This is a genomic window from Aquimarina agarilytica ZC1 (assembly GCF_000255455.1).
GTDB classification, from domain to species: Bacteria; Bacteroidota; Bacteroidia; order Flavobacteriales; family Flavobacteriaceae; genus Aquimarina; species Aquimarina agarilytica.
On the sequence record NZ_JH621254.1, the window covers coordinates 85,139 to 109,985 of the forward strand.

Consider the following 24,847-nt stretch of genomic DNA (forward strand, 5'->3'; position numbering starts at 1 on the left):
TTAAAGTAAATGTGTGCTAAATTTACTATTATTACGGCATGCAACAATTAACGTTTCCTGCCTATTCATTTCGAGTCAAAAGTAGCGAAAATAAAACTTCTATTTTTGATGTAGTACGTAAAAAATTCATTGTTTTAACCCCTGAAGAATGGGTACGCCAACATGTAGTTCATTTTTTAATAACAGATAAAAACTATCCATTATCACTTATTAATGTCGAAAAAGTGATCAAAGTAAATAGTACCATTAAACGCTATGATGTGGTTGTATACAATTCCGATGGAAGTATTCATTTATTAGTGGAATGTAAAGCTCCTAAAATTAAAATAACACAACAAGCTTTTGATCAAATTGCGCGTTATAACCTTACCCTAAAAGGAAATTACCAAATGGTCACTAATGGTTTAACACATTATTATTGCCAAATCGATTATGAAAATGAAGCTTATCATTTTATCCCGGAACTTCCTGCTTTTAATTACTAATTTTTTATAGTTTGATACTAATAAAAACGATTCCTGTCGAACTTACCTGGAATATAAGACATAGAGTAATGTGGCCTAACATGCCATTAGATTACGTTAAGTTGCCAAAGGATAAAAATGGAATACATTATGGATTATTTGTCGATTCTGAATTAATTGCTGTCCTATCATTATTCATTATTCCAGATCAAAAAACAGCTCAGTTTAGAAAGTTTGCCACATTAAAAAATTACCAAGGAAAAGGTTATGGTTCTCAATTATTGAATTATGTTATTGGAGAAGCCAAAAACCAAAAAATAACAAAAATTTGGTGTAATGCAAGAATAGAAAAAATAGCATTTTATAAAAAATTTGGATTACAAGAGACAAAACATACATTTGTTAAAAATAATATGTCATATGTAATTATGGAAAAACCATTTTTAACTCAATAACAAACATAAAAAATACTCAACAAATACTAATGACAGCAGTCCCAAATACAAGTTTTTCCAATTTTGCCATTGTAATACTCAATTGGAATGGACAACAATTTTTATCACAATTTTTACCAAGTGTTATTCAACATAGTGAGGACGCTACTATTTATGTCATAGACAATGCCTCCACTGATAATTCTGTAGTTTGGTTGACTGAAAATTATCCTGAAATAAAAATTGTATCACTAAAAGAAAACAAAGGCTATGCAGGAGGTTACCAAGAAGGACTTAAAGTAATACATGAAGATTTTTATTGCTTATTAAATAGTGATATTGAGGTAACTAAAAATTGGCTATTTTCCATAAAAAAGCTATTTGATTTAGATCAAAATATAGCTGCTATTCAACCAAAAATTTTAGATTACAAAAATCAAAACTACTTTGAATATGCAGGAGCTGGCGGAGGCTTTATGGATAAGTTTGGCTACCCCTATTGCCGAGGTAGAATTTTTGATAGCATTGAAAAGGATGAAGGTCAATATAATGATGAAATTCCTGTTTTTTGGGCTTCAGGAGCTTGTTTATTTATTCGGAAAAATAATTTTTGGGATGCCGGCGGTTTAGATGTTGACTATTTTGCACACCAAGAGGAAATTGATTTATGTTGGCGACTTCATAACCAAGGCAAAAAGGTATTTTATACAGGGAAATCTCAGGTATTACATGTGGGTGGCGGTTCGCTATCCTACAATAACCCCAGAAAGACTTTTTTAAACTTTAGAAACTCTTTATTCACAATTCTAAAAAACCACAAAGGTGTTTCTGTAGTATATATCCTGTTTGTTCGTATGCTATTGGATGGTGTTGCTGCATTGCGTTTTTTACTTCAAGGAAATTTAAAACAATGTTACACTATTTTTAAAGCACATCTTTCTTTTTACGTACATTTACCAGTATTACTGAACAAAAGAAAAAAAATCCAAAAAAAAACGCGAAAATACTTTTCCAAGAGTATTGTTTTCGATTATTTTGTTAAAAAAAAACGTAATTATTAATTCCGTTAGTCGTTATTATTATAGTGTTTCTATTTTTATAGAGAAATTAAAATCTTATTTATGAAGAAATTGTTGATCATTGGAACATGTATCCCCTTACTGTTTTCATCATGTGTAGCTAAAAAGAAATTTGCTGAATTAGAGGCAAAACAGAAGCGTACCAAAGAATTATTGGATAAAGCAACTGTAAAATTGAATATATGTAATGAAGAAAAGGCGGCTGCTGATAGTTCATTGAAAGTGTACAAAGAAAAAGTTGACTTACTTAAAAACACAAACTCCTCACTTTTAAATAATGTAGGTGATTTGGCAACACTTTCTAAAAAAGAAGCTGAAAACTTAGAGCGCTCTTTGGAAAGTATTAAAGAAAAGGACATGCAGATTAAAACCATGCGTGATGCCATAAACAAAAAAGACTCTGTTACTTTAGCTTTAGTAACCAGTCTAAAAGGTGCTTTAGGCAACTTAAATGACGAGGATATTGAAATAAATGTTGAAAAAGGTGTAGTTTTCATATCCATATCAGATAAACTATTATTTACAAGCGGAAGCTATAATGTTAGTAGTAAAGCAAAAGTTGTACTTGGTAAAGTAGCTAAAGTGGTAAATGATAAAAAGGATATTGACTTTATGGTTGAAGGTCATACCGATAATGTTCCCTATAAAAAAGGAGTATTACTTGATAACTGGGATTTAAGTGTTAAGCGTGCTACATCGGTAGTACGTGTACTTCAAAATCAGTTTAACGTAGATCCTGCCCGTATAACAGCTGCTGGTCGTAGTCACTATATTCCATTAAAGGATAACACTACCAAAAGCAATAAAGCAGCTAACAGACGTACTCGAATTGTAGTACTACCAAAATTAGATCAGTTTTATGACATGATCGAAGATGGTATGAAAAAAGCTACTTCGGCTTCAAAGTAGAAGTTTATTAAATAATAATTGTTTAAAAACTCTTTCAAATTAAAATTTGAAGGAGTTTTTTTTTATTTGAACCCCATGCATTTTAAAAGCAAATGTTGAGTGAATAAAGTTTATCTATTTTTAACAAGCTATTCATAACCTTATAATAAATTAGATAAATTTCACGTTCATGTATTGTTTATCAAGTAATTCCTAACTAAATTATCATAATTGTAGTCCAATGCTTTATCTAAGAATAAATTAATAATTCAATGTTTGTTATTTCAAAAATAAAATATTTAGTCTTGTTTATTTTGTTTAGTGCATGTCAAACTAAAGTCACTAATTTGGATATTAATAATAAGGAACTAAGCTTAGTTAATGGTAAAATGCTCTACAAAAAACAACCTTATACTGGAATGCTTTTTTCAAAAACAGATACTCTCATTATGTATAAAAGCACTTATGTAAATGGTAAAAAAGATGGAATTGAACAAAAGTTTTTTTTTAATGGGGATTTAGCAGAACAACGATTTTATACTCAAGGTAAAAAATCGGGAACGCACCGTGCATGGTGGAATAAAGATCAGCTAAAGTATGAATATCACTTTGATAATAATGCTAATTACAACGGCATACTACACGAGTGGTATAGTAATGGACAGTTATTTAAAAAGTTTAACTATATAAATGGTAAAGAGGATGGGAAGCAAAAAATTTGGGATGCCACAGGAAGAATTAAAGCAAACTATACAGTAATCAATGGGGAACGCTTTGGATTAATTGAATCAAAAAATTGTAAACCTATCACTAATGTTGAATAATAAAATCCTTACACCACTATTTTTAGCTCTTATTTTTTTTGTTTCGTGCAAACAAAAGTCGGAAAAAAAACTACTTAAAAGTGAATTGACTGATACTCAGATTTCGACAAAAATTGATGTAAAAAAGTTACCCTATTTTAATACTCCTGATTTTAATCCAACTTGGTTGCCTAACGATGGTGAGTTAAAAGATGTACATAAAATTCCTAGTTTTAATTTTAAAAATCAATTAGGTAATGAGATTACTAACAAAACTTTAGAAGGTAAAATTTATGTAGCTAGCTTCTTTTTTACAACTTGCCCTAACATTTGCATACAACTTGCTAAAAATATGAGGGAATTACAAGAAATATATGCTAAAGATGATGAAATTAAATTAGTTTCCCATACCGTTTGGCCTAGTGTTGACACTGTAGAAGTTTTAAAAGAATATGGTGAACGCCAAGATATTAATCCAGAAAAATGGTATTTATTAACTGGTAATAAAGAAAAAATTTATGAGTTAGCTAGAGAAGCCTATTTTGCTGACGATTTGTACAAACAAACTAAAGATGCTAATCGTTTTATACATACCGAAAATTTAATACTTGTAGACAAAAATAGCCATATTCGTGGGGTATATAGCGGAACATTACCTACAGAAATTAAACGTATAGAAAGGCATATTAATATCTTAAAAAAGGAATAAGTTGCTATCCTATTCCACTTACCTAAAATTAGTTTTCTCAAAAAAACAACATTATTACTTTTTCATTTATGAATTTTTGTAATTTTTAACTATAAATAATTGATATATAGGTATTTGTATATTAATTTTAAGTAAAATATACAAACCCGATTTTAAAATAATCCTTAGTATAAACTCCGTATTCATTTCAATAATATTCGGAGAATAATTATTACCAAAAAAAACATTAATCTGCATTAGAACCTGATTACATAAAAAGTTTGTAGGGTTTTTTACTTTTGTGATTATAATTTGGTTTAAAAAAATTATTTTCGTATAGGTCAGTTATGTATACATGATTTTTTTGTAAGTGTCTTTTTAGCTCAAACAGTATTTAATTTTTTAAGGGCTTGTTAAAATTTTAAACTAAAAACTGCTGTTTTCGATGCTTTTATTACGCAAAATTCAATTATAATCATGTTATATGGTATAGAGATATGCAAATAATATGAACATTAACTTAAACAACTACAAATTATTATGAAATCGAACACATTGTTAAACAATTATTTTATTAGAGCTATGGCCATGGCATTATTTTTAATTTCGGGCCAATCAATTTTTGCTCACGGTACAGTAACAAATCCGCCAAGTCGTGTATGGATTTGTTTCCAAGAAAATCCTGAAAGTCCAGATTCACCAGCTTGTCAAGCAGCTATTTTAGGTTACGGAACTCAGGCTTTTTATGACTGGAATGAGGTAGCTCGAATGGATGCTGGCGGAAGACATCGTATTATATTACCAGATGGTAATTTAGCTAGTGCAGGAAGACCTGATAAATATGGAGGCTTAGACCAAGTAAGAGATGACTGGGTTACTACACCTGTTAAACCAGGTCCTTTTACAGTAACTTGGACAAATACTGCTCCACATCAAACATTATACTATGATGTATACATCACAAAAGCCGATTGGACTCCAGACCAACCATTAACTTGGGATAGTTTGGAGCGCTTAGTTCGTACAGATCCTAGAGCAGCATCAGCTACCGATAATATTGACGTTGTATTACCACAGCGCTCAGGTAAACATGTTATTTTTAGTGTTTGGCAACGCTCACTTACTCCTGAAGCTTTTTACTCAACTAGTGATGTTGATTTTGGAGCTAACTCACAGGTAAGTTTACCTCCTATTGCTACTTTTACTAGTGATAATGGTCGTTGTGGTGGTCCAGATGTTAGTTTTAGCGCGGCTAATTCATCTGATCCAAACGGTGATGCATTAACATATTCATGGGATTTTGGTGATGGAACAACAGCTGAAGGAGTTGAAGTTTCTCATAGTTACACTAATTTAGACAGTGCAACTGTTACTTTAACAGTAAGTGATGGACAATTTAGTACTCCTTCTGTAGAAACAATAAGTCTAGTAGTTGAATCGGATTGTGTAGAACCAGTTTGTACTTTTGATACTCCTTTAGCAGGTGCATTACCTTCTATTAATTCTTCTTATGAAAATATTCATGTTATAGGTGATAATGGTCCAAGCTTAAGCAATGTTGCCAGTTTCAACATTAATTGGGATCTCGGAAATAATGGTTTATATCAATTTTCATTAAATACAAATAATGGTTTCCCAAGTTGGTTCATTGATTTAGGTTCCGATGCCACGTATAATTTCAATGCTGCTGAGCCTCAAGTAACCATTACAGGTACTAATATCGATGGTTTAGACGGAACTTATTATGTAACACTTGATGGTGATAATTTTGTTCTAGTTTCAACTGAATTTGGCTTTACCATATACTTTAGTAACTCTGATACTACTCCAGATTGTGATGGTTCTCCTGTAGTAGTAACTCCTACAAATACAGCTCCAGTTGCTGCTTTAACAAGCGATGTAACTACTGGTACTAGTCCTTTATCAGTTTCTTTTAATGCATCTGGTTCCACTGATGCTGATGGAGATGATTTGACTTATAGTATAAATTATGGTGATGGAAATACAGGATCAGGTGCTACGTCGACACATATTTATACTACAACAGGTAATTACACCGCTACGGTAACCGTAACTGATGGTAATGGAGGTTCAGATACAGCTTCAGTCAACATTATTGTTAATGAAAATGATGAAGATGAAGACGACGATACAATTATAGGAACTCCGACAGGTGATTGTAATTTTGGTGCTCCAATAAGCAGCCCATTAACCACTATAATTGATTCCTATGAATATATACATGTATTGGGTACTAATGGACCAAATTTAGACAATGCAACTAGGTTTACAGTAAATTGGGATTTAGCAAATAATGGTTTATACCAATTTTCATTTAACTTAAACGTAGCTCCTTGGTATATTGATTTCTCAGATGCTATTCAAAACTTTAATGAATCAAATTCTGAAATCACTTTAACCGATACTGGTATTACTGGTTTAGATGGTGATTATTATGCAAGCATTGACAATGGAAACTTTGTATTGGTAGCTGATGACTTTACTATTTACTTTAGTAATTCTGCAACAGCTCCTAATTGTTCAACTAATACATCTGGAGCAAAAAATACAACTGAAGAATTAAATTTCACTATATTTCCAAATCCAGCAGTATCAAGTATATCCATACTTAATAATGTAGATTTAAAGAATAGTGTAATTACTATTTCGGATCTTACTGGTAAACAGGTAAAATCTTTACATGTTAGTGAAAATACTACGAATATATCTTTAGATATTTCTGGTATGACTTCAGGCTTTTATTTAGTAAGAGTTTTAAATGCTTCTGGTACAAGTCGTACTTTAAAATTAATAGTTGAATAACATATTGTTTGATATTCTTTCAAATAATTTTCTCAATAAAAAACGACCTTCTAAAATAGAAGGTCGTTTTGTTTTATTTAAGACTTAGCATTCAATTATTCATAACGAAGTTCTATTTCATAACCCGGGTGAAATTATTGTTCTCGGTATAACCAATACTTTTCATATCGATTATATTGCTCGTTTCTGAACTGTTCTGGTGTTTGTTTCGTTATTCTTTTAAACAACCTTATAAAATAGGAATTATCCTTGTAATTTAATTCTTCGGCTATAGAGGCTATTGATAAATCTGAATGTATGATCAATCGTTTGGCTTCTAAAATAATACGATCCGTCATTATCTCAGAGGGCTTCTTCCCTACTGTTTTTTTACATAAATAATTCAATTGCCTATCTGTAATATTCATTTTTTTTGAATAGCAGGAAATTGGACGATGCATTTTAAAATATTTATCTACTAAAGCTTCATAGCGGTGTAATTGCAATAAATCATAACCATACAAAGTACTTGTTTCTTCTTTTTCAGGATAAATTCTAGACAATTCAATAAACATTGCATTTAAATACATTCTAATCATATCCTGATATTTCAATGACCTATTTTGATATTCCTTATAAATCAATTCATACTTGAGTACAATCTCATCTTTTTCTTTAGTGGTCAGCTTTACATATGGCGAACTAAACGTAGAATTAAAAAAAGGAAAGTTTGTTAACCTATCTGTATTAAAATCATGAAGAAAAAAATCTTTAGTAAAAAATAAAATATAGCCATCAACATCTTCAGAAACATTCCATTGGTGAATTTGTCCAGGCGAAATAATAAACATTGCCCCTTCTGATACTTCGTACTCTAAAAAATCAATGGTATGCTTTCCGGTACCATCTGTAACCAATAAAATTAGGTAAAAATCATGGCCATGCGGTTTTTCTATGAATAAGTTTTCCTGAACATGTTCTCTAAAATTTCTGATATAAAAATTGCTTTCAAACTTCATACAGTTATTATAATCATCAAAATTTGAAATTTTAAAAACAGGAAGACTTGAATTCATATAAGGGGGAACTAAACATTAATATCAATACTCTTTCAAAAAGCATAAATACTTATTTATTGTCGTAAATAAAATTAAAACCTTATAAAATAAGTACAAATACTTAAAATTAATCTTTAGCAACCTCAATTGCATTATAGTAATGTTAATTAACATTTAACAAGAAATAAAGCTTTAAAAAACCCTTTTTTCTTACAAAAAAATCATTAAAAACAGATTACACATGTAAAAAGTTCAATTTGTGCTATTATTTGTTAGTTCCGTACCGTACAAAAAATACTTAAGTAATATATGTTTGTATTATCAATTTAAAACAATATAAATTATGCCAACAGTAGAAAAAGCAATGCACAAAGACGGAGATTTTTTTGTGGACTATGAAGACAAAGTATTTGAAGATGTAAAAGCGAAACCAGGTGAAAAAGCTTTAGTAACATTTCATACCGTAGCCTTTGAAGGATCTATCGGATTAGTAAATATTTTATCTGCGACTAGATTACAACGTAAAGGTTTTGAAACTTCAATTTTATTATACGGACCTGGAGTTACTTTAGGTATTCAACGTGGTTTTCCAACATTAGGTAGTGAAGCCTTCCCTGGTCATCAAAATTATGCTGCTCGTTTGAAAAAATTTATGGACGAAGGTGGTAAAGTATATGCTTGTCGTTTTGCTTTACAAGCATTATATGGTCACGGTGAGCCTTCATTATTACCAGGCATCCAACCAATAAGTCCTTTAGATGTAATGGATATTCAGTTGATTCATAGAAATGAAAATGCTTTTGTATTACATACTTGGACGATGTAGACCCATTTTCTATTTAAAAGGACATATGATTAAAAGGAATTTAAGATATAAACTCATAACAAAGTTCTAACCATAATCCCAGTGTAATAGTCATATGTCCTTATTTAAAGTTTTTTAAGATTAATAATAAGGTAAAATATCAAATAAATAATGTTCAAAAAAACCATTGTAAAAGCGGCAGCAGTTCAAATAGCCCCTGTACTCGAAAGTAGGTCTGGGACCTTAGGTAAAGTGGCAGATGCTATAGTAGAAGCCAGTAAACATGATACTGATATTATTGTTTTTCCTGAAACTTTAGTACCAAACTATCCTTATTTTTCTTTTATAAAACCTGCAGTTAGTATCCGTAAAGACCACACTAAACTTTATGAAGAAAGTGTTGTAGTACCAAGTGAATCTACTGATTTTATAGGAAGCTTAGCGAAAGAACATCAAATGGTAGTTGTTTTGGGAGTAAATGAGCGTGACAAAGGCACTTTATACAATACGCAACTGGTTTTTGATACCACAGGTGAATTGGTATTAAAACGCCGAAAAATAACACCAACCTATCATGAACGTATGATTTGGGGACAAGGCGATGGTAGTGGCTTAAAAGCAGTAGATACTTCGATCGGTCGAATTGGCGCCTTAGCTTGTTGGGAACATTACAATCCTTTAGCTCGTTTTGCGCTTATGAATGATAACGAAGAAATTCATTGTAGTCAATTTCCAGGATCTATGGTGGGCCAAATATTTGCCGATCAAATGGAGGTTACTATGAGACATCATGCCCTAGAATCTGGATGTTTTGTAATTAACTCTACAGGTTTTTTACACCCAGAACAAGTACAAGAAATTACAGGTGATGAAAAAATGCAGAAAGTACTTGATAAAGGATGTTTTACTGCTATTATTTCTCCCGAAGGAGTAATTATTTCCGATGTACTAACCGAAGGTGAAGGTATTGTATATGCCGAAATGGATATGTCATTAATTACCAAAAGAAAGCGAATGATGGATTCCGTAGGACATTATTCAAGACCCGAACTTTTATCACTTAATATTGATAAAAGACCTAAGAATTTAATGTATGAAAGCCAAGACTTAATGAGCAATAAGGAGGCAAATCAACAAGAGATTCCTTTAGAAAATAGCTTTTAAACTTCTTACAAAGACAAAAAAAGAATTATCCCTTTATTGAGACTTTAAAATACAGTAACTATGAATAATACATTAACATTACAAGACAATCATACATTACTGAATGATATTCAAACACAAGGCATTCGTTTAGAAGGTTCACAGGACCTTAGCGTTCGTGAAGGGGGAGCTGGACCAACAGATCATAAAGCAGTGACTATTTTTAATACCACGATTATGATCCCTGTATTTAGTCATGCAGCTAAAAACTCTCCTTTTGTAGCCACTACTCCATCAAAAATGGGGTATGCTTCATTAAAAAAAGAGGGTAAAATACTCACTACCATTAGGTTTATAGGTGAACCCAAATTTTATAAAGAAGAAAGTTCCGACGGTATTCCTTTTTGGAAAATTGCGCGACTACATAGTAAGGATGTTTTAGCTACCACAGTACTTCAAAATTGTATTCGTTACAAAGAAAAAGAAACATCGTGCCAATTCTGTGCCATAGGTGAATCATTAAAATATGATACTACTATTGCCTACAAAAAACCACATCATTTAGCCGAAGTGGCTAAAGTCGCTGTAGCACTTGATGGTGTTTCTCAATTTATAATGACCACAGGTACACCTGCCAGCAGTGATCGTGGTGCTAAAATACTCTTTGAGAGTGTTACAGCTGTAAGAGAAGTTGTTGATATTCCCATACAGGTACAATGTGAACCGCCTGATGATTTTAACTGGTTTTGCATGTTAAAAGAAGCTGGAGCTAGCTCCATAGGTATGCATTTGGAAGCAGTTACTGATCGTGTTCGAAATAAAATAATGCCTGGTAAAGCCAGTGTATCACTCGATTTTTATTTTAAAGCATTTAAAGAAGCCGTTAGCGTATTTGGTAAAGGAAATGTAAGCACATACATTTTAGCTGGTTTAGGTGACACCCAAGAAGAAATTTTAGAAATGTCTGAAAAATTAATTGCTATTGGCGTGTATCCTTTTGTAGTACCTTTTGTCCCCATCCGAAATACACCATTGGAAAATCATGCTTCACCTGAAAAGGAATATATGCATGGAATTTTAGATCCTTTAGCCGAGGCTTTAGTCAAAGCCGAAATGACATCGGACACTTTAGAATCTGGTTGTGCTAAATGTGGCGCTTGTTCCACATTAGCAAGCTTTGAAAAAAAATACAGCGCATGATATATTTCCAAACAAAAAAACAAGAAACGGGATTAGATTTTATAGATATTAATATTCCTAGTAATAATGCACAATTAGATGCTTATTATGAAACTAGAAAGCAAATCTTTTGCAAAGAACAACAGCTTTTTGAAAATACTGATTATGACGAAAATGACTACTGCTCTATTCCTATCATAGCCTTAAATCATTACTTGGGTTCGCCCGATAAAGTTGTCGGTGTAGTTCGCATTTTTGAAACTAAAGAACGAGAATGGTTTGGTGGTAGACTTGGAGTAATTAAAGACTATCGCACGTTTTCAAAATTTGTGTGCCCTAACCTATTTAAAGATAAAAAAATCTCTCCACTGTATCAAATGTCTATTGCTGCTGGTTTAATTTATAGAGCAGTATCCTTAGCAAATTATATTGGTTGTGACAAATTTTCTGCCCATGTACAGGAACAAAATGTGAAATTATTTAAGCGTTTACACTGGAATGTAGTTGACCAAATTGAATTACATGGAGTAAAACACTTTTTAATGGAAGCCGATTTAGATGCCTATCCAGCAACTCCTATTTATACTTCGACTGTTGCCAATAGCGAAGTATTAATTAAACTATTAAAAGTAGCCTAATTAATAAAAAAAATGATGATTACTGAGTTAGAAAACATACAAGATTGCATTAGCAAATTGAGGAATCACCAAAGTATTTTAGACAAAAAAAATATTAGTGAAACTCATAAAAGTATTGGCAACTCAGTAGCAAGTAGTGTTTATTTTAGTAACGAATCAAAACAGCAACAGACAGCTATAAAAATTGGCGATGATACTGCTGCTATTCCTCAAGCCGATGGGAGTCATTTATTATTTGCGGCCGAGGGGATTATTGAAAATTTTTTAAATGCTGATCCTTGGTTTGCTGGCTATTCCGCAGTTATGGTAAATATAAGTGATATCTGTGCTATGGGAGGATTGCCAATAGCGGTAACAGATACTATTTATTCAAAAAATGCCGAGGATAGCGTTCAAATTTGGGAAGGAATGCTTGCCGCTTCTGAAAAATATGGAGTACCCATTGTTGGCGGACACACTTGTTATCATTCCCAAAACAAAGCATTAAGTGTATCCGTTATGGGAAAAGCAACTCAAAACCTATTGACAAGTTTTGATGCAAAACCTAACGAAAAACTATTATTAGCCATTGATCAAAATGGGGCTTATTACAAAGAATATCCTTTTTGGAATGCCAGTACCACTAGTAATGCCAAAAAACTTCAAGAAATAGTAAGGCTCCCACATCAAATAGCCAATAAAAACTTGAGTAATGTATGTAAGGATGTCAGCATGGGCGGCGTTATTGGAACCATCTACATGCTTATGAATACATCAAACATAGGGGTAGAAATAAATCTAGAAAGCATTACCAAACCAGATAGCGTATTATGGGAAAAATGGTTAGTTAGCTTTCCTAGTTATGGGTATTTATTTAGCTGTAGCGAAGAAAATGTAGCTGAAATTCAATCCATTTTTTCCAAAAAAGGAATCAATTGTGATGCTATTGGAACCATTACATCGCAAAAAGAACTGATTATAAATTATAAAGAACAAAAAATAAAATTTTAGTACATGCCAGTAACTTACGTAAATATAGAATGGCCCGATAATAAAACAGATCAAGTTTATTCTCCATCAAGTATTGTAGAAGACTATTTTTCATCGGGACAAGAAATTACAGTCGAGGAATTTCTAAGTACATGTAACACTGCCTTAAATGAAGCTAGTGAACGAGTACGCCAAAAGTATGGTTATGCCTGTACTTCTGCGCAAGCAGAATCACATCGAATAAATGAATTGTGTCAAACTTATGAACATTCAAAAAAAGTAAAAATTGTATCAATTAAATAGAAAAAGTATGAATCACTATCAAGTTATTGTTGTTGGAGGGGGTCAAGCAGGCTTGTCGGCAAGTTATTGTTTAAAAAAGGAAAATATAAATCACTTGGTATTAGACCGAGGAGAAATTGGAGACTCTTGGGGCAAACGCAGGTGGGATTCTTTCTGTTTAGTAACTCCTAATTGGCAATGCAGATTGCCTGGCTTTGACTATGATGGAAATGATCCAAAAGGCTTTATGGTTAAAGATGAAATTGTTGACTACGTAAAACGCTATGCTGAATCTTTTAATCCTCCAATTAAAGGCAATGTAGAGGTTCATAAAGTATATAAAAAAGGTACAAATAGCGTTTTTAATGTAGATACTTCCATTGGTAATTTTACAGCCGACAAAGTGATTATTGCCACTGGTGCTTACCATATTCCTAACATTTTACCAATGTCCAAAGGCTTTGATGATAGTATTACCCAAATTCATTCGGCAGACTATAAAAACCCTGAACAATTCTCCGAAGGCGCAACACTTGTTGTAGGTTCTGGACAATCGGGAGCTCAAATTGCCGAAGATTTGCATATTGCAGGTAAAAAAGTATATTTAAGTGTGGGGACTGCTCCTAGAGCTCCACGTACTTATCGAGGAAAAGATGCTGTAGAATGGTTAGAAGATATGGGGTATTACGATCAGCCTATTGAAATGCACCCCGATCCAGAAGAAGCTCGACATAAAACCAATCATTACCTTACGGGAAGAGACGGTGGACGTGATATTGATTTACGTAAACTAGCTTCGGAAGGAGTACAATTACGAGGACAAATTGGTCCCGTTGAAAATGGTAGTATTTCTTTCAACAATGATTTAAAGGAAAATTTAGATGCTGCTGATGCTACTTATGAGCGTATTCAAAATAATATTGATAAATATATTGAAATCAATAATATTGAAGCTCCAGAACCAACACGTTATGAGGCTATGTGGGAGCCAAATATTGACAACGAAGCTCCTATAGATTACAAAGCCGAAGGTATAAAATCCGTAATTTGGTGTACTGGCTTTAAGGTCGATTTTAAATGGGTAGATTTCCCTAAAGTATATGACCAAAGAGGTTACCCTACTTACAAACGTGGTGTTACCGAAGAATCTGGCTTGTACTTTATTGGATTACCTTGGTTACACACATGGGGCTCTGGTCGATTTTCACATGTAGCACAGGATGCCGAATACATTAGCAATCACATTGTAAGTGCTTTTAATGATGAAATTGTAGAAACTTGTTTGACAAAAAAGTAATCTTTTATAATTAATAAATTCAAAATTGGGTGAAATTATGTAATATAGTTTTACCCAATTTGTTTATGAGTTACAATTTAATGTTTTTTTGATTTCAGCTTCAAATACCTTAATTTGTAGAATAAAATTAATCACAAATTAATTTAAATTTTATAAAATGAAGAAGAAATTAACCTTTGTAAATCATCATATACTTACATTATTTTTCACTTTAGGAATATTGATTACTGCATGTTCTAGTGATGATAGTTCTAATGACCCTAATTCGAATAATCCTGACGCCTCTTGCCCAACTAATATTGCAACAATTCCAACGGATTTCTTAAAAACCTACACAGGAAAATTAATCACTCCAAATGTGAATACTGAGTCTGGCACACTAAACCTTACTATATCGGAATCAGGATCTAATTGCCAAGAATATACTATTAATTTCAGTGATAATATTCCTCCATTAACAGGAATAAAATTTGTGGATATAACTAAAGATGAACGTTCTTTTATTTATAATAATACCGATGATAAGATTATAATCACTTTAGAACTTGATCAAGAAAATAATCGTCAAGTTCTTGGTATCTTTAAATCAAGTGATCCCATAATTAGCTTCGGAAGTAATAAATAAAATTTAATAGGTAATCAATTAGTACAATTTTATACGTTTTATATTCGTCGTAGTACCATTTGGTCTAATATAGACCTACAAAAATGGATCACTCCATTTTTCATTAGTATATACATCCGATCCCGAAAGCGTTTTTATAAAAGCCTCTAAAGCTAACATTTGATCATCTGATAAATTTAAACGTTGCCCATTTTCTCCTGGTCCACCTCGTAATCTTCTATCCAAATCAGTATTCCCAGTTGGATCAATAGCATTATAATGTTCTAAAACTTGACGCATAGTTGTTTTACTAGCATCGTGCATTAATGCACCATTTAATGTTCCCGATGCATTAAAAATATCGCGCAACGTAGGAGCTCTTGTTACACTAACATCTATTTCATTGGTACCAAAAACACCAATTACACCATTATTTCTCGAATTAGGATCAATATCAAATTCTGGAACTCGATGACAACCAGCACAGCCTACTCCTCCCATATTAGGCGGTGATAAAAATAATTGTTTTCCTAAATTTTCTTGTGTGGTAAAATTTGAAAAGTCCTGCCCTTCATTTACCGCATTTGCCCTTCCTCTATCATATTTTGAATCAAAGGATTGGATACTCCTTATAAACTGCGCTAATGATTCTTGAATTCTATTTTCTGTAATTACCATATCACCATACGCAAAATTGACTAACTCTTGATAATAATCTAATGCATTTAGCTTAAGTATCAAATCATTCAAAGAAGGAGCTCCATCCAGTCCACTAAACCCCATTTCTAAATGATCTTGAATAGGTTGCGTGGTTTGACCTTCTAAACTTACAGCACGTTCATCCCAAAAAAAGCGAACTTCATCAGAAAATCGAGTGTTAATTAAACGCATACTGTGTCTACCAGTTGTACCATTCACTCCTTGGCTTACTATATCTGTATCCCCAAAGGCAAAAGCTTGTTTATGACAAGAAGCACAGGAAATAGTATTGTTTGAAGATAATTTTTTATCATAAAATAATACCCGGCCTAATGTTGCCTTTGCATTAGTGATTTCATTATCACCAGTATTATCCTTTATTATATAATTAGGAACAATTTGGTTCTCATAATTCTGTAAACGTTCTAAATTCAATGTTTCATTAAAATAATTACTCAAAATACTTACTGGATCTTCATTACCTAGTACAACATTCCCGTCATCATTTTCTGTAGACTGGTTATTAACGGTCGTTAATTCACTCTCATCAGAGGTACACGATATCATGCCAAATAGGATAGCAAATGAACTAATTAAAATAGTAATGTTATTATATTTTCTACTTTTATTTTGCATAGTTAAATGGTTAATGGGTTAGTAAATACATACAAATACAATATGTTTCTTTGCCTTTTTAGACTATAAGTGAGCACAAAGGTTTAATTTAATTAATATTTATTTAACAAGTTAATTCTTACTAATAAAATACATAATATTATGGAAATAATCCACATTATTGGATTATTTCCATAAATTTGCGATATGTTTGCTTTAATTGATTGTAATAATTTTTATGCGAGTTGCGAGCGGATATTCAAACCTTCGCTTATTAAAAAACCTATTGTTGTACTTTCCAACAATGACGGCTGCATTATAGCGCGTAGTGATGAAGCCAAAGCTTTCGTTCCCATGGGAGCTTCTACCCATAAATATGAAGAAGTATTTAAGCAGCATAATATTCATGTTTTTTCGTCCAATTATGCACTTTATGGAGATATCAGTCAGCGTATTATGACAATTATTGAAAAGTATAGCCCTGATATAGAAGTATACTCTATTGATGAAGCTTTTGTTCAATTTATAGGCTATGACAATTACGATTTGGGTGCCTATTGTTTACAATTAAAAAATGAAGTCTTTCAAAATTTAGGAATGCCCATTAGTATAGGTGTTGCTCCAACTAAGGCCTTAGCTAAAATAGCCAATAAAATTGCTAAAAAATTCAAAAATCAAACTCAAGAAGTATATGTGATAAACACCGAAGAAAAACGTATAAAAGCTTTAAAATGGACAAAAATTGAAGCTGTTTGGGGTATTGGAGCAGCTATTAGTACTCGTTTAAAATTGAAAAATATTAATTATGCTTATGAGTTTACACAACTCCCAAAAGATTACATTCAAAAGGAATTTAGCATTGTTGGATTACGTTTGTTTAAAGATTTATGTGGTGAACCTACACTACAATTAGATGAGATAAAGAATAAAAAAGCTATTGCAACTACACGTACTTTAAAAATTATTTCAAAAGACTGGGAACTCATTAAAGAGCGTATTGTAACTTTTGCTATTACTTGCGCCGAAAAATTACGAAGACAAAATTCTGTGGCTAACGTGGTTTATGTATTTATTAAAACCAATAAAAAGCGTACGCATTTAAAACAGTATTCCAATAGTATTGCGCTTAATTTGCCTTATGCAAGTGATTCTAATATTACAATATCTCAATATGCTATTAAAGCCTTGCAACATATTTATAAATCGGGTTATTATTATAAAAAAGTAGGAGTTATCATTATGGGAATTACTCCTAATACAAACAGACAATTAAACTTATTTAGTAGCGAAGATACACGACACATTGCATTAATGAAATCTATAGATGCCATGAATCAAAAATACAATGAGCCTATACGCTTGGCTTCGCAAGACTTGGGAAAAAAGTGGAAAATGAAACAAGAACGCCTTTCACCTTCTTATACTACAAATTGGGATGATATTTTAACCGTAAAATGAGAGTCACATTATATCAACCTCAAAAAGGAAAACAACAAAAAATCACTTTTGTTGATACAGGTATTTCTGCTGGTTTCCCCTCTCCTGCCGAGGATTTTACTCAAAAAAAATTGAGTCTTGATGACAAATTAATCCAAAATAAAGAAGCCACTTTTTATGCTCGAGTCCAAGGAGTTTCTATGATCAACGCAGGCTTGGATGATGGGGATTTATTGGTTATTGATCGGAGCATTCCTCCAAAAAACAATCATATTGCTGTTTGTTATTTAAACAATGAGTTTACCGTAAAAAGGCTAGCTATAGAAAATAAAAAAGTGACACTTATTCCTGAAAATGAAGACTATGAAAAAATTGAAATCTCCGAAGGAAGCGAACTTATTATTTGGGGTATTGTTACTTATGTAATAAAAAAGGTGTAGACTTGCTTACGCATCATCCGATTCTTTTTGATCGTGATAACGCTTAATAATACGCTCATGACTCTTTAGCACCTTACAAACCCAATCATAGCGTTTTTCCAAAACCTCTTGCGGAGTCAATCTCCAATTGGTAGTAGATTTTCGTAATTCTTGAGTTACATGTTGTAAAATAATAGCAGCACAAACCGAAATATTTAAACTTTCGGTAAAACCAAACATAGGAATCTTTAGTTGTACATCCGATTGATCTAGTACATAATCACTTAAGCCAGTATCTTCCTTTCCAAAAAAGAATACAGCAGGTTTTGAAATATCAAAATCAACTAATGTCACACAATTACTACCATGTGGTGATGTAGCCACTATTTGGTAGCCTTTTTCTTTTAAAGAACTTACACAAGCTTTGGTTGAATGGTATCGATAAATATCGACCCATTTTTGAGCTCCCATAGCTATTTCGCGATCAATTTTTCGCACATTACGTTCTTCAATTACATGAACATCTTGTACTCCAAACACATCACAACTACGCATAACTGCACTTGTATTATGTAACTGGTATACATCCTCAATGGCAACCGTAAAATGCCGAGTACGCTCACTAAGTACACGGTGATTATTTTGTTGGCGTCTTTCTGTTAAAAAACTTTCAAGATAAGCTATTAATTCTTCTGTATACATTAAAGCTTATTTTAATGGTATTTTTACACCATTTTTAAGCCTAACTAAAAAAGCTTTATCAAATTTTGTAGTCGCATGTATTTTTCTAGCATATGCTTTTGCTTCAGAAAGGGTACTAAATTTTCCAGAAAAATAACGATAAAAACCATCCTCCATTTTAGTATAAAATACAGGGCTATTTTGAAAAAAACCTTCTTTAATATTCACTTTTGAAGCTGCTAGCTGTACACTAAAAAAATCTTTATCTAATCTGTTTTCTATAGCTAAAAGCTGAAGTCCTTTTTTTTCAACAGCAACTACTGCTTTTTCTTTTTTCGCTTCGATTAATGCAGGCTTTTCTTTCGGGGCTTCGTTTAACTTTGGAGTTACTGCTGTTTTATTAGATGTTGATCTTTTAATTTCTTCTTTTGCTGAAGTCTCTTTTTTGGGAATCTTTTTTTCAAGCGTATCCTTTTTTAGGGTTCTCCTTAAAATAGAAGCATTCACCAGTAAAGGATCAGTATTTGCTAATTGACTAAAAGATGTTAAACTAGTCACAAAAGCTAACGTTACTAAAATAATCTTTTTCATAAAGCAGAATTTAAGCCGTAAATATACTACTATTCTGACAAAATTCAATAAACCCTATAATATACAATTTTAAAACTAAAAATTGAAACTGTAAAGAAAATAAAGGTAAGTAAATGGATAAAAAGTTGTCTAAAAAAGAATTCCAAAAAGATTAATTTTAACCCTAGTTAAAAATACATTTTACAACTAATAAAAAATTGATTCACAATTCAGGCTTAACCTCAAAAAACGATCAATGTCATCAATAGCATTAAAAAACTATAGTATTATTAAGTATTCCAATGGAAATAAGCATCAAACAGATGATTTAATTGCTATCGAAGAACCCTTGCAAATTGTACTTATACATAGTGGAAAAGATCAAGAGGCTCCACTTACTATTACTATGCGTAGTCCTGGTAATGATTATGAATTGGCAATTGGTTTGCTTTACAGCGAAGGGATAATTAGCACAATTGATGATATAGAACATATTAGGTACTGTAACAGCTCAAATGAAGAAAATCAAAAAAATAAGCTTAAAATCACGCTTAAACCAGAGGTTGTTGTTGATTTAGATCATATAAAACGTAACTTTTTAAGTAACTCCAGCTGTGGTTTGTGTGGCAAACAACTATTATCACAATTATGCGAAATACTACCTACACAAACTTTTACTCGAAAAGTCCCTATTGATCTTATTTTAAAATTGCCTCAAATTTTAAAATCGGAACAATTACTCTTTAAACATACTGGAGGGATTCATGCTTGTGCTTTAGTAACTTCTAACGGAAGTTTACTCACCGTAAAAGAAGATATAGGGAGGCATAATGCTTTTGATAAGTTAATAGGATATCAACTCACAAAAAAAGAATCCTTTCAAAATACAATAGCAGTGTTAAGCGGCCGTATAGGCTATGAAATGGCTCAAAAAGCGGCAAAAGCAGGTATTCCAATTATTGTTGCTATCGGCGCTCCTACTAGTTTGGCTATTGATATTGCACAACAAGCTGGAATTTGTTTAATTGGTTTTGTAAAAAGTACTAGCTTAAATATATATACTAATCCTGATTATATTGAAACTTGACTTAAAACAAATTTGTAAAAAATAAAATTTATATTGCTATGTTATGATTATTAATTTCTTGCTCAAATTAGACTAAAGTTTTATTCCTTGTATAGATAGCATACATTCTTCTCAATTATTCCAGATTTCGATCCATTTGAAAACTAATAATTCAGTTTCATAATAAGGCAATATAAACCTAAATAAATATCATATAAAAATTGATAATCAACTTACATTTGAGTCACTCTATAAGTTTTTAAACCACACTTTGTCAAATAAACCAAAATTATTTTGTGCTATATACTTGTAAATTAATTAATCATTGTCTCTCCCTGATAATATTCAACTAATCCAACCTATAACAAATGGTTTAAAAAGGCATACTTACTGATAAATAAATCATTAGTCGTTTATAATATTTTCAAGCATTCATTAAAAAGACTATTTTCATGGAGCGCTAAAAAATAAATAATAATGTATAGTATTGGATATGATATTGGAAGTTCATCCATAAAAGCCGCATTAGTCGATCATAAAACGGGACATTGCCTAGATATTATTCAAGAGCCTAAAAATGAAATGCACATTACTGCATTACAAAATGGATGGGCCGAACAAGATCCCGAACTTTGGTTTGAGCATGTATGTAATGCAACCAAACGCTTATTAACGAAAAACGGTATACTCCCCAATCAAATTACATCTATAGGTATCGCTTATCAAATGCATGGGCTAGTTTTAGTTGACCAGAAAGGAAACCTACTTAGACCTGCCATTATTTGGTGTGATAGTAGAGCTGTTGCTATTGGAAAACAAGCTTTTGAAACACTCGGAACAAATTATTGTAAAGAATCGTTATTAAATTCTCCAGGGAATTTCACCGCATCAAAATTAAAATGGGTTAAGGAAAATGAACCTGAAATTTTTAAGCAAATTCATAAATTTATGCTACCCGGCGATTATATAGCTTTTCGCCTTAGCGGAGAAATTAACACCACTATTTCTGGTCTTTCCGAAGGTGTTATTTGGGATTATAAAACCCATTCAATTTCTAAAACCTTATTAAAACACTACGGTATTCCAGAAACATTGATTCCTACTATTGTATCAACCTTTGGAACGCAAGCCACAATAAATAATAAAGGAGCCCAAAGTACTGGTTTAGCCGTTGGAACAAAAATAGCATACCGAGCAGGTGACCAACCCAATAATGCACTTGCCTTAAATGTGCTACATCCAGGTGAAGTAGCCGCTACAGGTGGTACATCTGGCGTAGTTTATGCTATAACAGATAATTTAAAAAACAATGAATACGAACGCATTAATAATTTTGCACATGTAAATCATACGTTTGATAATCCAAGAATAGGGAAACTCCTTTGTGTAAATGGAGCGGGTATTTTATATCGTTGGGTTAAAGAAAATTTTGACGTTTCCTGTTATAATGAAATGAATAGCCTAGCTGAAAAAATCCCAATAGGAAGTAATGAATTACTTATTTTTCCTTTTGGAAATGGCGCTGAACGCATGCTTAAAAACAAACACATTGGAGCTCATTTTATAAATATTGATTTAAATAGGCATCACAAAGCACATTTTTGCCGTGCTGCACTTGAAGGTATTGCTTTTGCTTTTGTATATGGAATAGATATAATGAAAAATGATCATACTCCCATTAAAGTATTAAAAGCGGGTAATGATAACCTATTCCAATCCGAAATATTTTCGACAAGCATTGCTACGCTTATCAATACTGATATTGAACTTTACAATACTACAGGTGCCATTGGAGCTGCACGAGCTGCAACCTTCATAAAGAGCAATAAAAATTCGATGGATACACTATCGAACAAAAATGATTTCGTAAAAAAATACACCCCAAAAAAAGAGTTAAAAACACAACTCACCCATGCATATAACACATGGAAAAAAGAACTCAACTCAAAAATTAATCAAACTAATTAAAGCTTAAATAATGATAACACTAGGAAATAAAGAATATTTTAAAGGTATTAATCAAATAAAATTTGAAGGAAGCACCTCTAAAAACCCTTTAGCCTTTAAATTTTATAACCCCGATCAACTCGTAGCCGGCAAAAACATGCGTGAACATTTTAAATTTTCTGTAGCCTATTGGCACTCATTCTGTGGTCAGGGTGCAGATCCTTTTGGTGCTGGCACCCAAAATTTTGAATGGGATCAAGCTACAGACCCTTTACAAGCAGCAAAGGATAAAGCTGATGCCGCCTTCGAATTTATTACTAAAATGGGATTTGAATATTACTGCTTCCACGATTTTGATTTGGTAGCCGAAGGAGCTAGCATTCAAGAATCTGAGGATCGGTTAAAAGAAATTGTTGCTTATTTAAAACAAAAACAAGCTACTAGTGGTGTAAAATTATTATGGGGAACCTCCAATTGTTTTTCAAATCCTAGGTATATGAATGGAGCTGCCACTAATCCCGATTTTAACGTGCTAGCCCGAGCTGCTGCTCAGGTAAAATGTGCCCTTGATGCTACTATGGAACTCAATGGAGAAAACTATGTGTTTTGGGGTGGTCGAGAAGGTTATATGTCCTTATTAAATACCGATATGGGGAGAGAACTCGATCATATGGGACAGTTTTTAAAATCTGCTAAGGATTATGCACGTAAACAAGGGTTTAAAGGAAACTTTTTTATTGAACCCAAACCTATGGAGCCAACAAAACATCAGTATGATTTTGATGCCGCTACAGTTATTGGTTTTTTAAATAAACATGATTTACAAAACGATTTTAAATTAAATTTAGAAGTTAATCATGCGACTTTAGCTAATCACACCATGCAGCATGAAATGGATGTAGCTGCTCAGGCCGGAATGTTAGGAAGCATAGATGCCAATCGAGGTGATTATCAAAATGGTTGGGATACAGACCAATTCCCCAATAATGTCCTAGAAACTACTGAAGCAATGTTGGTATTTTTAAAAGCTGGTGGCCTACAAGGTGGAGGTATTAATTTTGATGCAAAAATAAGAAGAAACTCCACTGATATGGAAGACTTGTTTTTAGCACATATCGGAGGGGCAGATACGTTTGCTAGAGCCTTATTGGCTGCTGATCGTATTATTAATGAATCGGATTATCGACTATTACGCAATAAACGCTATAGCTCATTTGATTCTGGAAATGGAAAAGCTTTTGAAAATGGACAACTCTCTTTTGAAGACTTATATGATATAGCTCACAAAAATGGTGAATTAGCAACAACAAGTGGAAAACAAGAACTTTTTGAAAATATTTTAGGTCAGTTTGTTTAATAATACTACTTATAAAAACCTAGTAAAACAAAAAAGCTACCCAAAATTGGATAGCTTTTTTGTTATTGTTGTGAAGTCTGATCTATTCTTCTACAAAATGTTCCATTACCTGTTGGCTTACTCCTACATTAGAAAAACCACCATCATTATACAAGTTTTGTAAGGTTACTCGTTTAGTTAAATCACTAAATAAAGTAACAGTATAATTGGCACAATCCATTGCAGTGGCATTTCCTAATGGCGACATTTTATCGGCATAAGAAATAAATCCATCAAAACCTTTTACTCCTTGACCTGCTGTTGTTGGCGTTGGCGATTGTGAAATAGTGTTCACACGTACATTCTTTTCTTTTCCAAAAAAGTAACCAAAACTACGTGCTATCGATTCTAAATATGCTTTGTTATCTGCCATATCATTATAATCAGGAAAAACACGTTGTGCAGCCATATAAGTCAATGCAACAATACTTCCCCACTCACTCATAGCATCTTTCTTATAAAGTGTTTGCATTACTTTATGAAACGATAATGCCGATACATCCCATCCTTTTTCACTAAAAGAATAGTTTAAATCTGTATAATGACGTCCTTTACGTACATTCACCGACATTCCTATAGAATGCAGTACAAAATCAATTTTTCCACCTAAAATCTCAGTAGCCTTGTCTACTAAATTTTCTAAATCATCGATTGAAGTAGCATCCGCTGGAATTACTTGAGCATTTGTTTTTTCTGCTAGCTCATTAATTTTCCCCATACGCATGGCCACTGGAGCATTTGTTAGTACAAATGAACCACCCTCTTCAAAAACACGCTCAGCAGTTTTCCAAGCAATTGAATTTTCATCCAATGCACCAAAAATGATTCCTCTTTTTCCTTTTAATAAGTTATACGACATGATATCTTAAGTTATTGTTCTCAAA

25 protein-coding genes are annotated in these 24,847 nt (G+C 32.4%); 20 read left to right on the forward strand and 5 right to left on the reverse strand.

Features of this window, described 5'->3' with window-relative positions; all coding sequences use genetic code 11:
- Positions 1 to 38: 38 nt before the first annotated feature.
- From KQA_RS0206885 to KQA_RS0206915, 7 genes are all read left to right on the forward strand, one after another.
- Positions 39 to 485, forward strand: coding sequence for a type I restriction enzyme HsdR N-terminal domain-containing protein (locus KQA_RS0206885; RefSeq protein ID WP_010179462.1), 447 nt, complete (start codon positions 39 to 41; stop codon positions 483 to 485).
- Positions 486 to 496: 11 nt separating this feature from the next.
- Positions 497 to 919, forward strand: coding sequence for a GNAT family N-acetyltransferase (locus tag KQA_RS0206890; RefSeq protein WP_232285861.1), 423 nt, complete (start codon positions 497 to 499; stop codon positions 917 to 919).
- Between the two features lie 29 nt (positions 920 to 948).
- A complete protein-coding gene (locus KQA_RS0206895; RefSeq protein WP_010179465.1) occupies positions 949 to 1,959 on the forward strand; it encodes a glycosyltransferase family 2 protein in 1,011 nt (336 codons plus the stop codon).
- 60 nt (positions 1,960 to 2,019) lie between these two features.
- Positions 2,020 to 2,886 carry an OmpA/MotB family protein gene (locus KQA_RS0206900; protein ID WP_010179467.1) on the forward strand — a complete coding sequence of 289 codons (867 nt, stop codon included), beginning with the start codon at positions 2,020 to 2,022 and terminating at the stop codon, positions 2,884 to 2,886.
- A 251-nt stretch (positions 2,887 to 3,137) separates the two neighbouring features.
- Complete coding sequence (locus KQA_RS0206905; RefSeq protein ID WP_010179469.1) at positions 3,138 to 3,689, forward strand: toxin-antitoxin system YwqK family antitoxin; 552 nt, start codon at positions 3,138 to 3,140, stop codon at positions 3,687 to 3,689.
- A complete protein-coding gene (locus KQA_RS0206910; RefSeq protein WP_010179471.1) occupies positions 3,679 to 4,377 on the forward strand; it encodes an SCO family protein in 699 nt (232 codons plus the stop codon). The genes KQA_RS0206905 and KQA_RS0206910 overlap by 11 nt, the downstream gene beginning before the upstream one ends.
- A gap of 519 nt (positions 4,378 to 4,896) precedes the next feature.
- On the forward strand, positions 4,897 to 7,179 hold the full coding sequence (locus KQA_RS0206915) for a lytic polysaccharide monooxygenase (RefSeq protein ID WP_010179473.1): 2,283 nt from the start codon (positions 4,897 to 4,899) through the stop codon (positions 7,177 to 7,179).
- 134 nt (positions 7,180 to 7,313) lie between these two features.
- On the opposite strand, the gene KQA_RS0206920 is transcribed toward KQA_RS0206915, so the two are convergent.
- Complete coding sequence (locus KQA_RS0206920; protein ID WP_040396159.1) at positions 7,314 to 8,234, reverse strand: helix-turn-helix domain-containing protein; 921 nt, start codon at positions 8,232 to 8,234, stop codon at positions 7,314 to 7,316.
- A 325-nt stretch (positions 8,235 to 8,559) separates the two neighbouring features.
- Here KQA_RS0206920 and KQA_RS0206925 point away from each other — a divergent pair, with 325 nt between their 5' ends.
- From KQA_RS0206925 to KQA_RS0206960, 8 genes are all read left to right on the forward strand, one after another.
- Entirely contained in the window at positions 8,560 to 9,042 is a 483-nt protein-coding gene (locus KQA_RS0206925; RefSeq protein ID WP_010179475.1) for an MSMEG_0572/Sll0783 family nitrogen starvation response protein, read from the forward strand.
- 150 nt (positions 9,043 to 9,192) lie between these two features.
- The gene (locus KQA_RS0206930; RefSeq protein ID WP_010179476.1) at positions 9,193 to 10,185 is read left to right on the forward strand and encodes a Nit6803 family nitrilase; all 993 of its coding nucleotides are present in this window, start codon (positions 9,193 to 9,195) and stop codon (positions 10,183 to 10,185) included.
- 60 nt (positions 10,186 to 10,245) lie between these two features.
- Entirely contained in the window at positions 10,246 to 11,364 is a 1,119-nt protein-coding gene (locus KQA_RS0206935; RefSeq protein ID WP_010179477.1) for an MSMEG_0568 family radical SAM protein, read from the forward strand.
- Entirely contained in the window at positions 11,361 to 11,981 is a 621-nt protein-coding gene (locus tag KQA_RS18650; protein WP_010179478.1) for an MSMEG_0567/Sll0786 family nitrogen starvation N-acetyltransferase, read from the forward strand. Before KQA_RS0206935 ends, KQA_RS18650 begins: the two co-directional genes overlap by 4 nt.
- 12 nt (positions 11,982 to 11,993) lie before the next feature.
- Positions 11,994 to 12,971 carry a sll0787 family AIR synthase-like protein gene (locus KQA_RS0206945; RefSeq protein ID WP_232285862.1) on the forward strand — a complete coding sequence of 326 codons (978 nt, stop codon included), beginning with the start codon at positions 11,994 to 11,996 and terminating at the stop codon, positions 12,969 to 12,971.
- Positions 12,972 to 12,974: 3 nt separating this feature from the next.
- Positions 12,975 to 13,253 (forward strand): MSMEG_0570 family nitrogen starvation response protein, encoded by a 279-nt coding sequence (locus KQA_RS0206950; protein ID WP_010179480.1) that lies wholly within the window; start codon positions 12,975 to 12,977, stop codon positions 13,251 to 13,253.
- 7 nt (positions 13,254 to 13,260) lie between these two features.
- Positions 13,261 to 14,529 (forward strand): MSMEG_0569 family flavin-dependent oxidoreductase, encoded by a 1,269-nt coding sequence (locus tag KQA_RS0206955; RefSeq protein WP_232285863.1) that lies wholly within the window; start codon positions 13,261 to 13,263, stop codon positions 14,527 to 14,529.
- 157 nt (positions 14,530 to 14,686) lie between these two features.
- A complete protein-coding gene (locus KQA_RS0206960; RefSeq protein ID WP_010179482.1) occupies positions 14,687 to 15,154 on the forward strand; it encodes a hypothetical protein in 468 nt (155 codons plus the stop codon).
- 75 nt (positions 15,155 to 15,229) lie between these two features.
- On the opposite strand, the gene KQA_RS0206965 is transcribed toward KQA_RS0206960, so the two are convergent.
- Entirely contained in the window at positions 15,230 to 16,468 is a 1,239-nt protein-coding gene (locus KQA_RS0206965) for a cytochrome-c peroxidase (RefSeq protein WP_010179483.1), read from the reverse strand.
- Positions 16,469 to 16,654: 186 nt separating this feature from the next.
- On the opposite strand from KQA_RS0206965, the gene KQA_RS0206970 reads away from it, so the two are divergent.
- Positions 16,655 to 17,905, forward strand: coding sequence for a Y-family DNA polymerase (locus KQA_RS0206970; RefSeq protein WP_010179484.1), 1,251 nt, complete (start codon positions 16,655 to 16,657; stop codon positions 17,903 to 17,905).
- Positions 17,902 to 18,324: a LexA family protein gene (locus tag KQA_RS0206975; RefSeq protein ID WP_010179485.1), complete on the forward strand. Its 423-nt coding sequence runs from the start codon at positions 17,902 to 17,904 to the stop codon at positions 18,322 to 18,324. Before KQA_RS0206970 ends, KQA_RS0206975 begins: the two co-directional genes overlap by 4 nt.
- Positions 18,325 to 18,330: 6 nt before the next feature.
- Here KQA_RS0206975 and KQA_RS0206980 read toward each other — a convergent pair whose 3' ends face one another.
- Both KQA_RS0206980 and KQA_RS0206985 read right to left on the reverse strand, forming a co-directional pair.
- Positions 18,331 to 19,005 carry a TrmH family RNA methyltransferase gene (locus tag KQA_RS0206980; RefSeq protein WP_010179486.1) on the reverse strand — a complete coding sequence of 225 codons (675 nt, stop codon included), beginning with the start codon at positions 19,003 to 19,005 and terminating at the stop codon, positions 18,331 to 18,333.
- A 6-nt stretch (positions 19,006 to 19,011) separates the two neighbouring features.
- Complete coding sequence (locus tag KQA_RS0206985) at positions 19,012 to 19,575, reverse strand: hypothetical protein (protein WP_010179487.1); 564 nt, start codon at positions 19,573 to 19,575, stop codon at positions 19,012 to 19,014.
- A 235-nt stretch (positions 19,576 to 19,810) separates the two neighbouring features.
- On the opposite strand from KQA_RS0206985, the gene fdhD reads away from it, so the two are divergent.
- The 3 genes from fdhD to xylA all read left to right on the forward strand — a co-directional run bounded on the left by fdhD (position 19,811) and on the right by xylA (position 23,924).
- Positions 19,811 to 20,641, forward strand: coding sequence for a formate dehydrogenase accessory sulfurtransferase FdhD (gene fdhD / locus KQA_RS0206990; RefSeq protein ID WP_010179488.1), 831 nt, complete (start codon positions 19,811 to 19,813; stop codon positions 20,639 to 20,641).
- Between the two features lie 456 nt (positions 20,642 to 21,097).
- Entirely contained in the window at positions 21,098 to 22,588 is a 1,491-nt protein-coding gene (locus tag KQA_RS0206995; RefSeq protein WP_010179489.1) for a xylulokinase, read from the forward strand.
- 10 nt (positions 22,589 to 22,598) lie between these two features.
- A complete protein-coding gene (gene xylA / locus KQA_RS0207000) occupies positions 22,599 to 23,924 on the forward strand; it encodes a xylose isomerase (RefSeq protein ID WP_010179490.1) in 1,326 nt (441 codons plus the stop codon).
- Between the two features lie 82 nt (positions 23,925 to 24,006).
- Here the strand turns inward: xylA and KQA_RS0207005 are convergent, their stop codons facing one another.
- Complete coding sequence (locus KQA_RS0207005; protein ID WP_010179491.1) at positions 24,007 to 24,822, reverse strand: enoyl-ACP reductase FabI; 816 nt, start codon at positions 24,820 to 24,822, stop codon at positions 24,007 to 24,009.
- Positions 24,823 to 24,847: the final 25 nt, after the last annotated feature.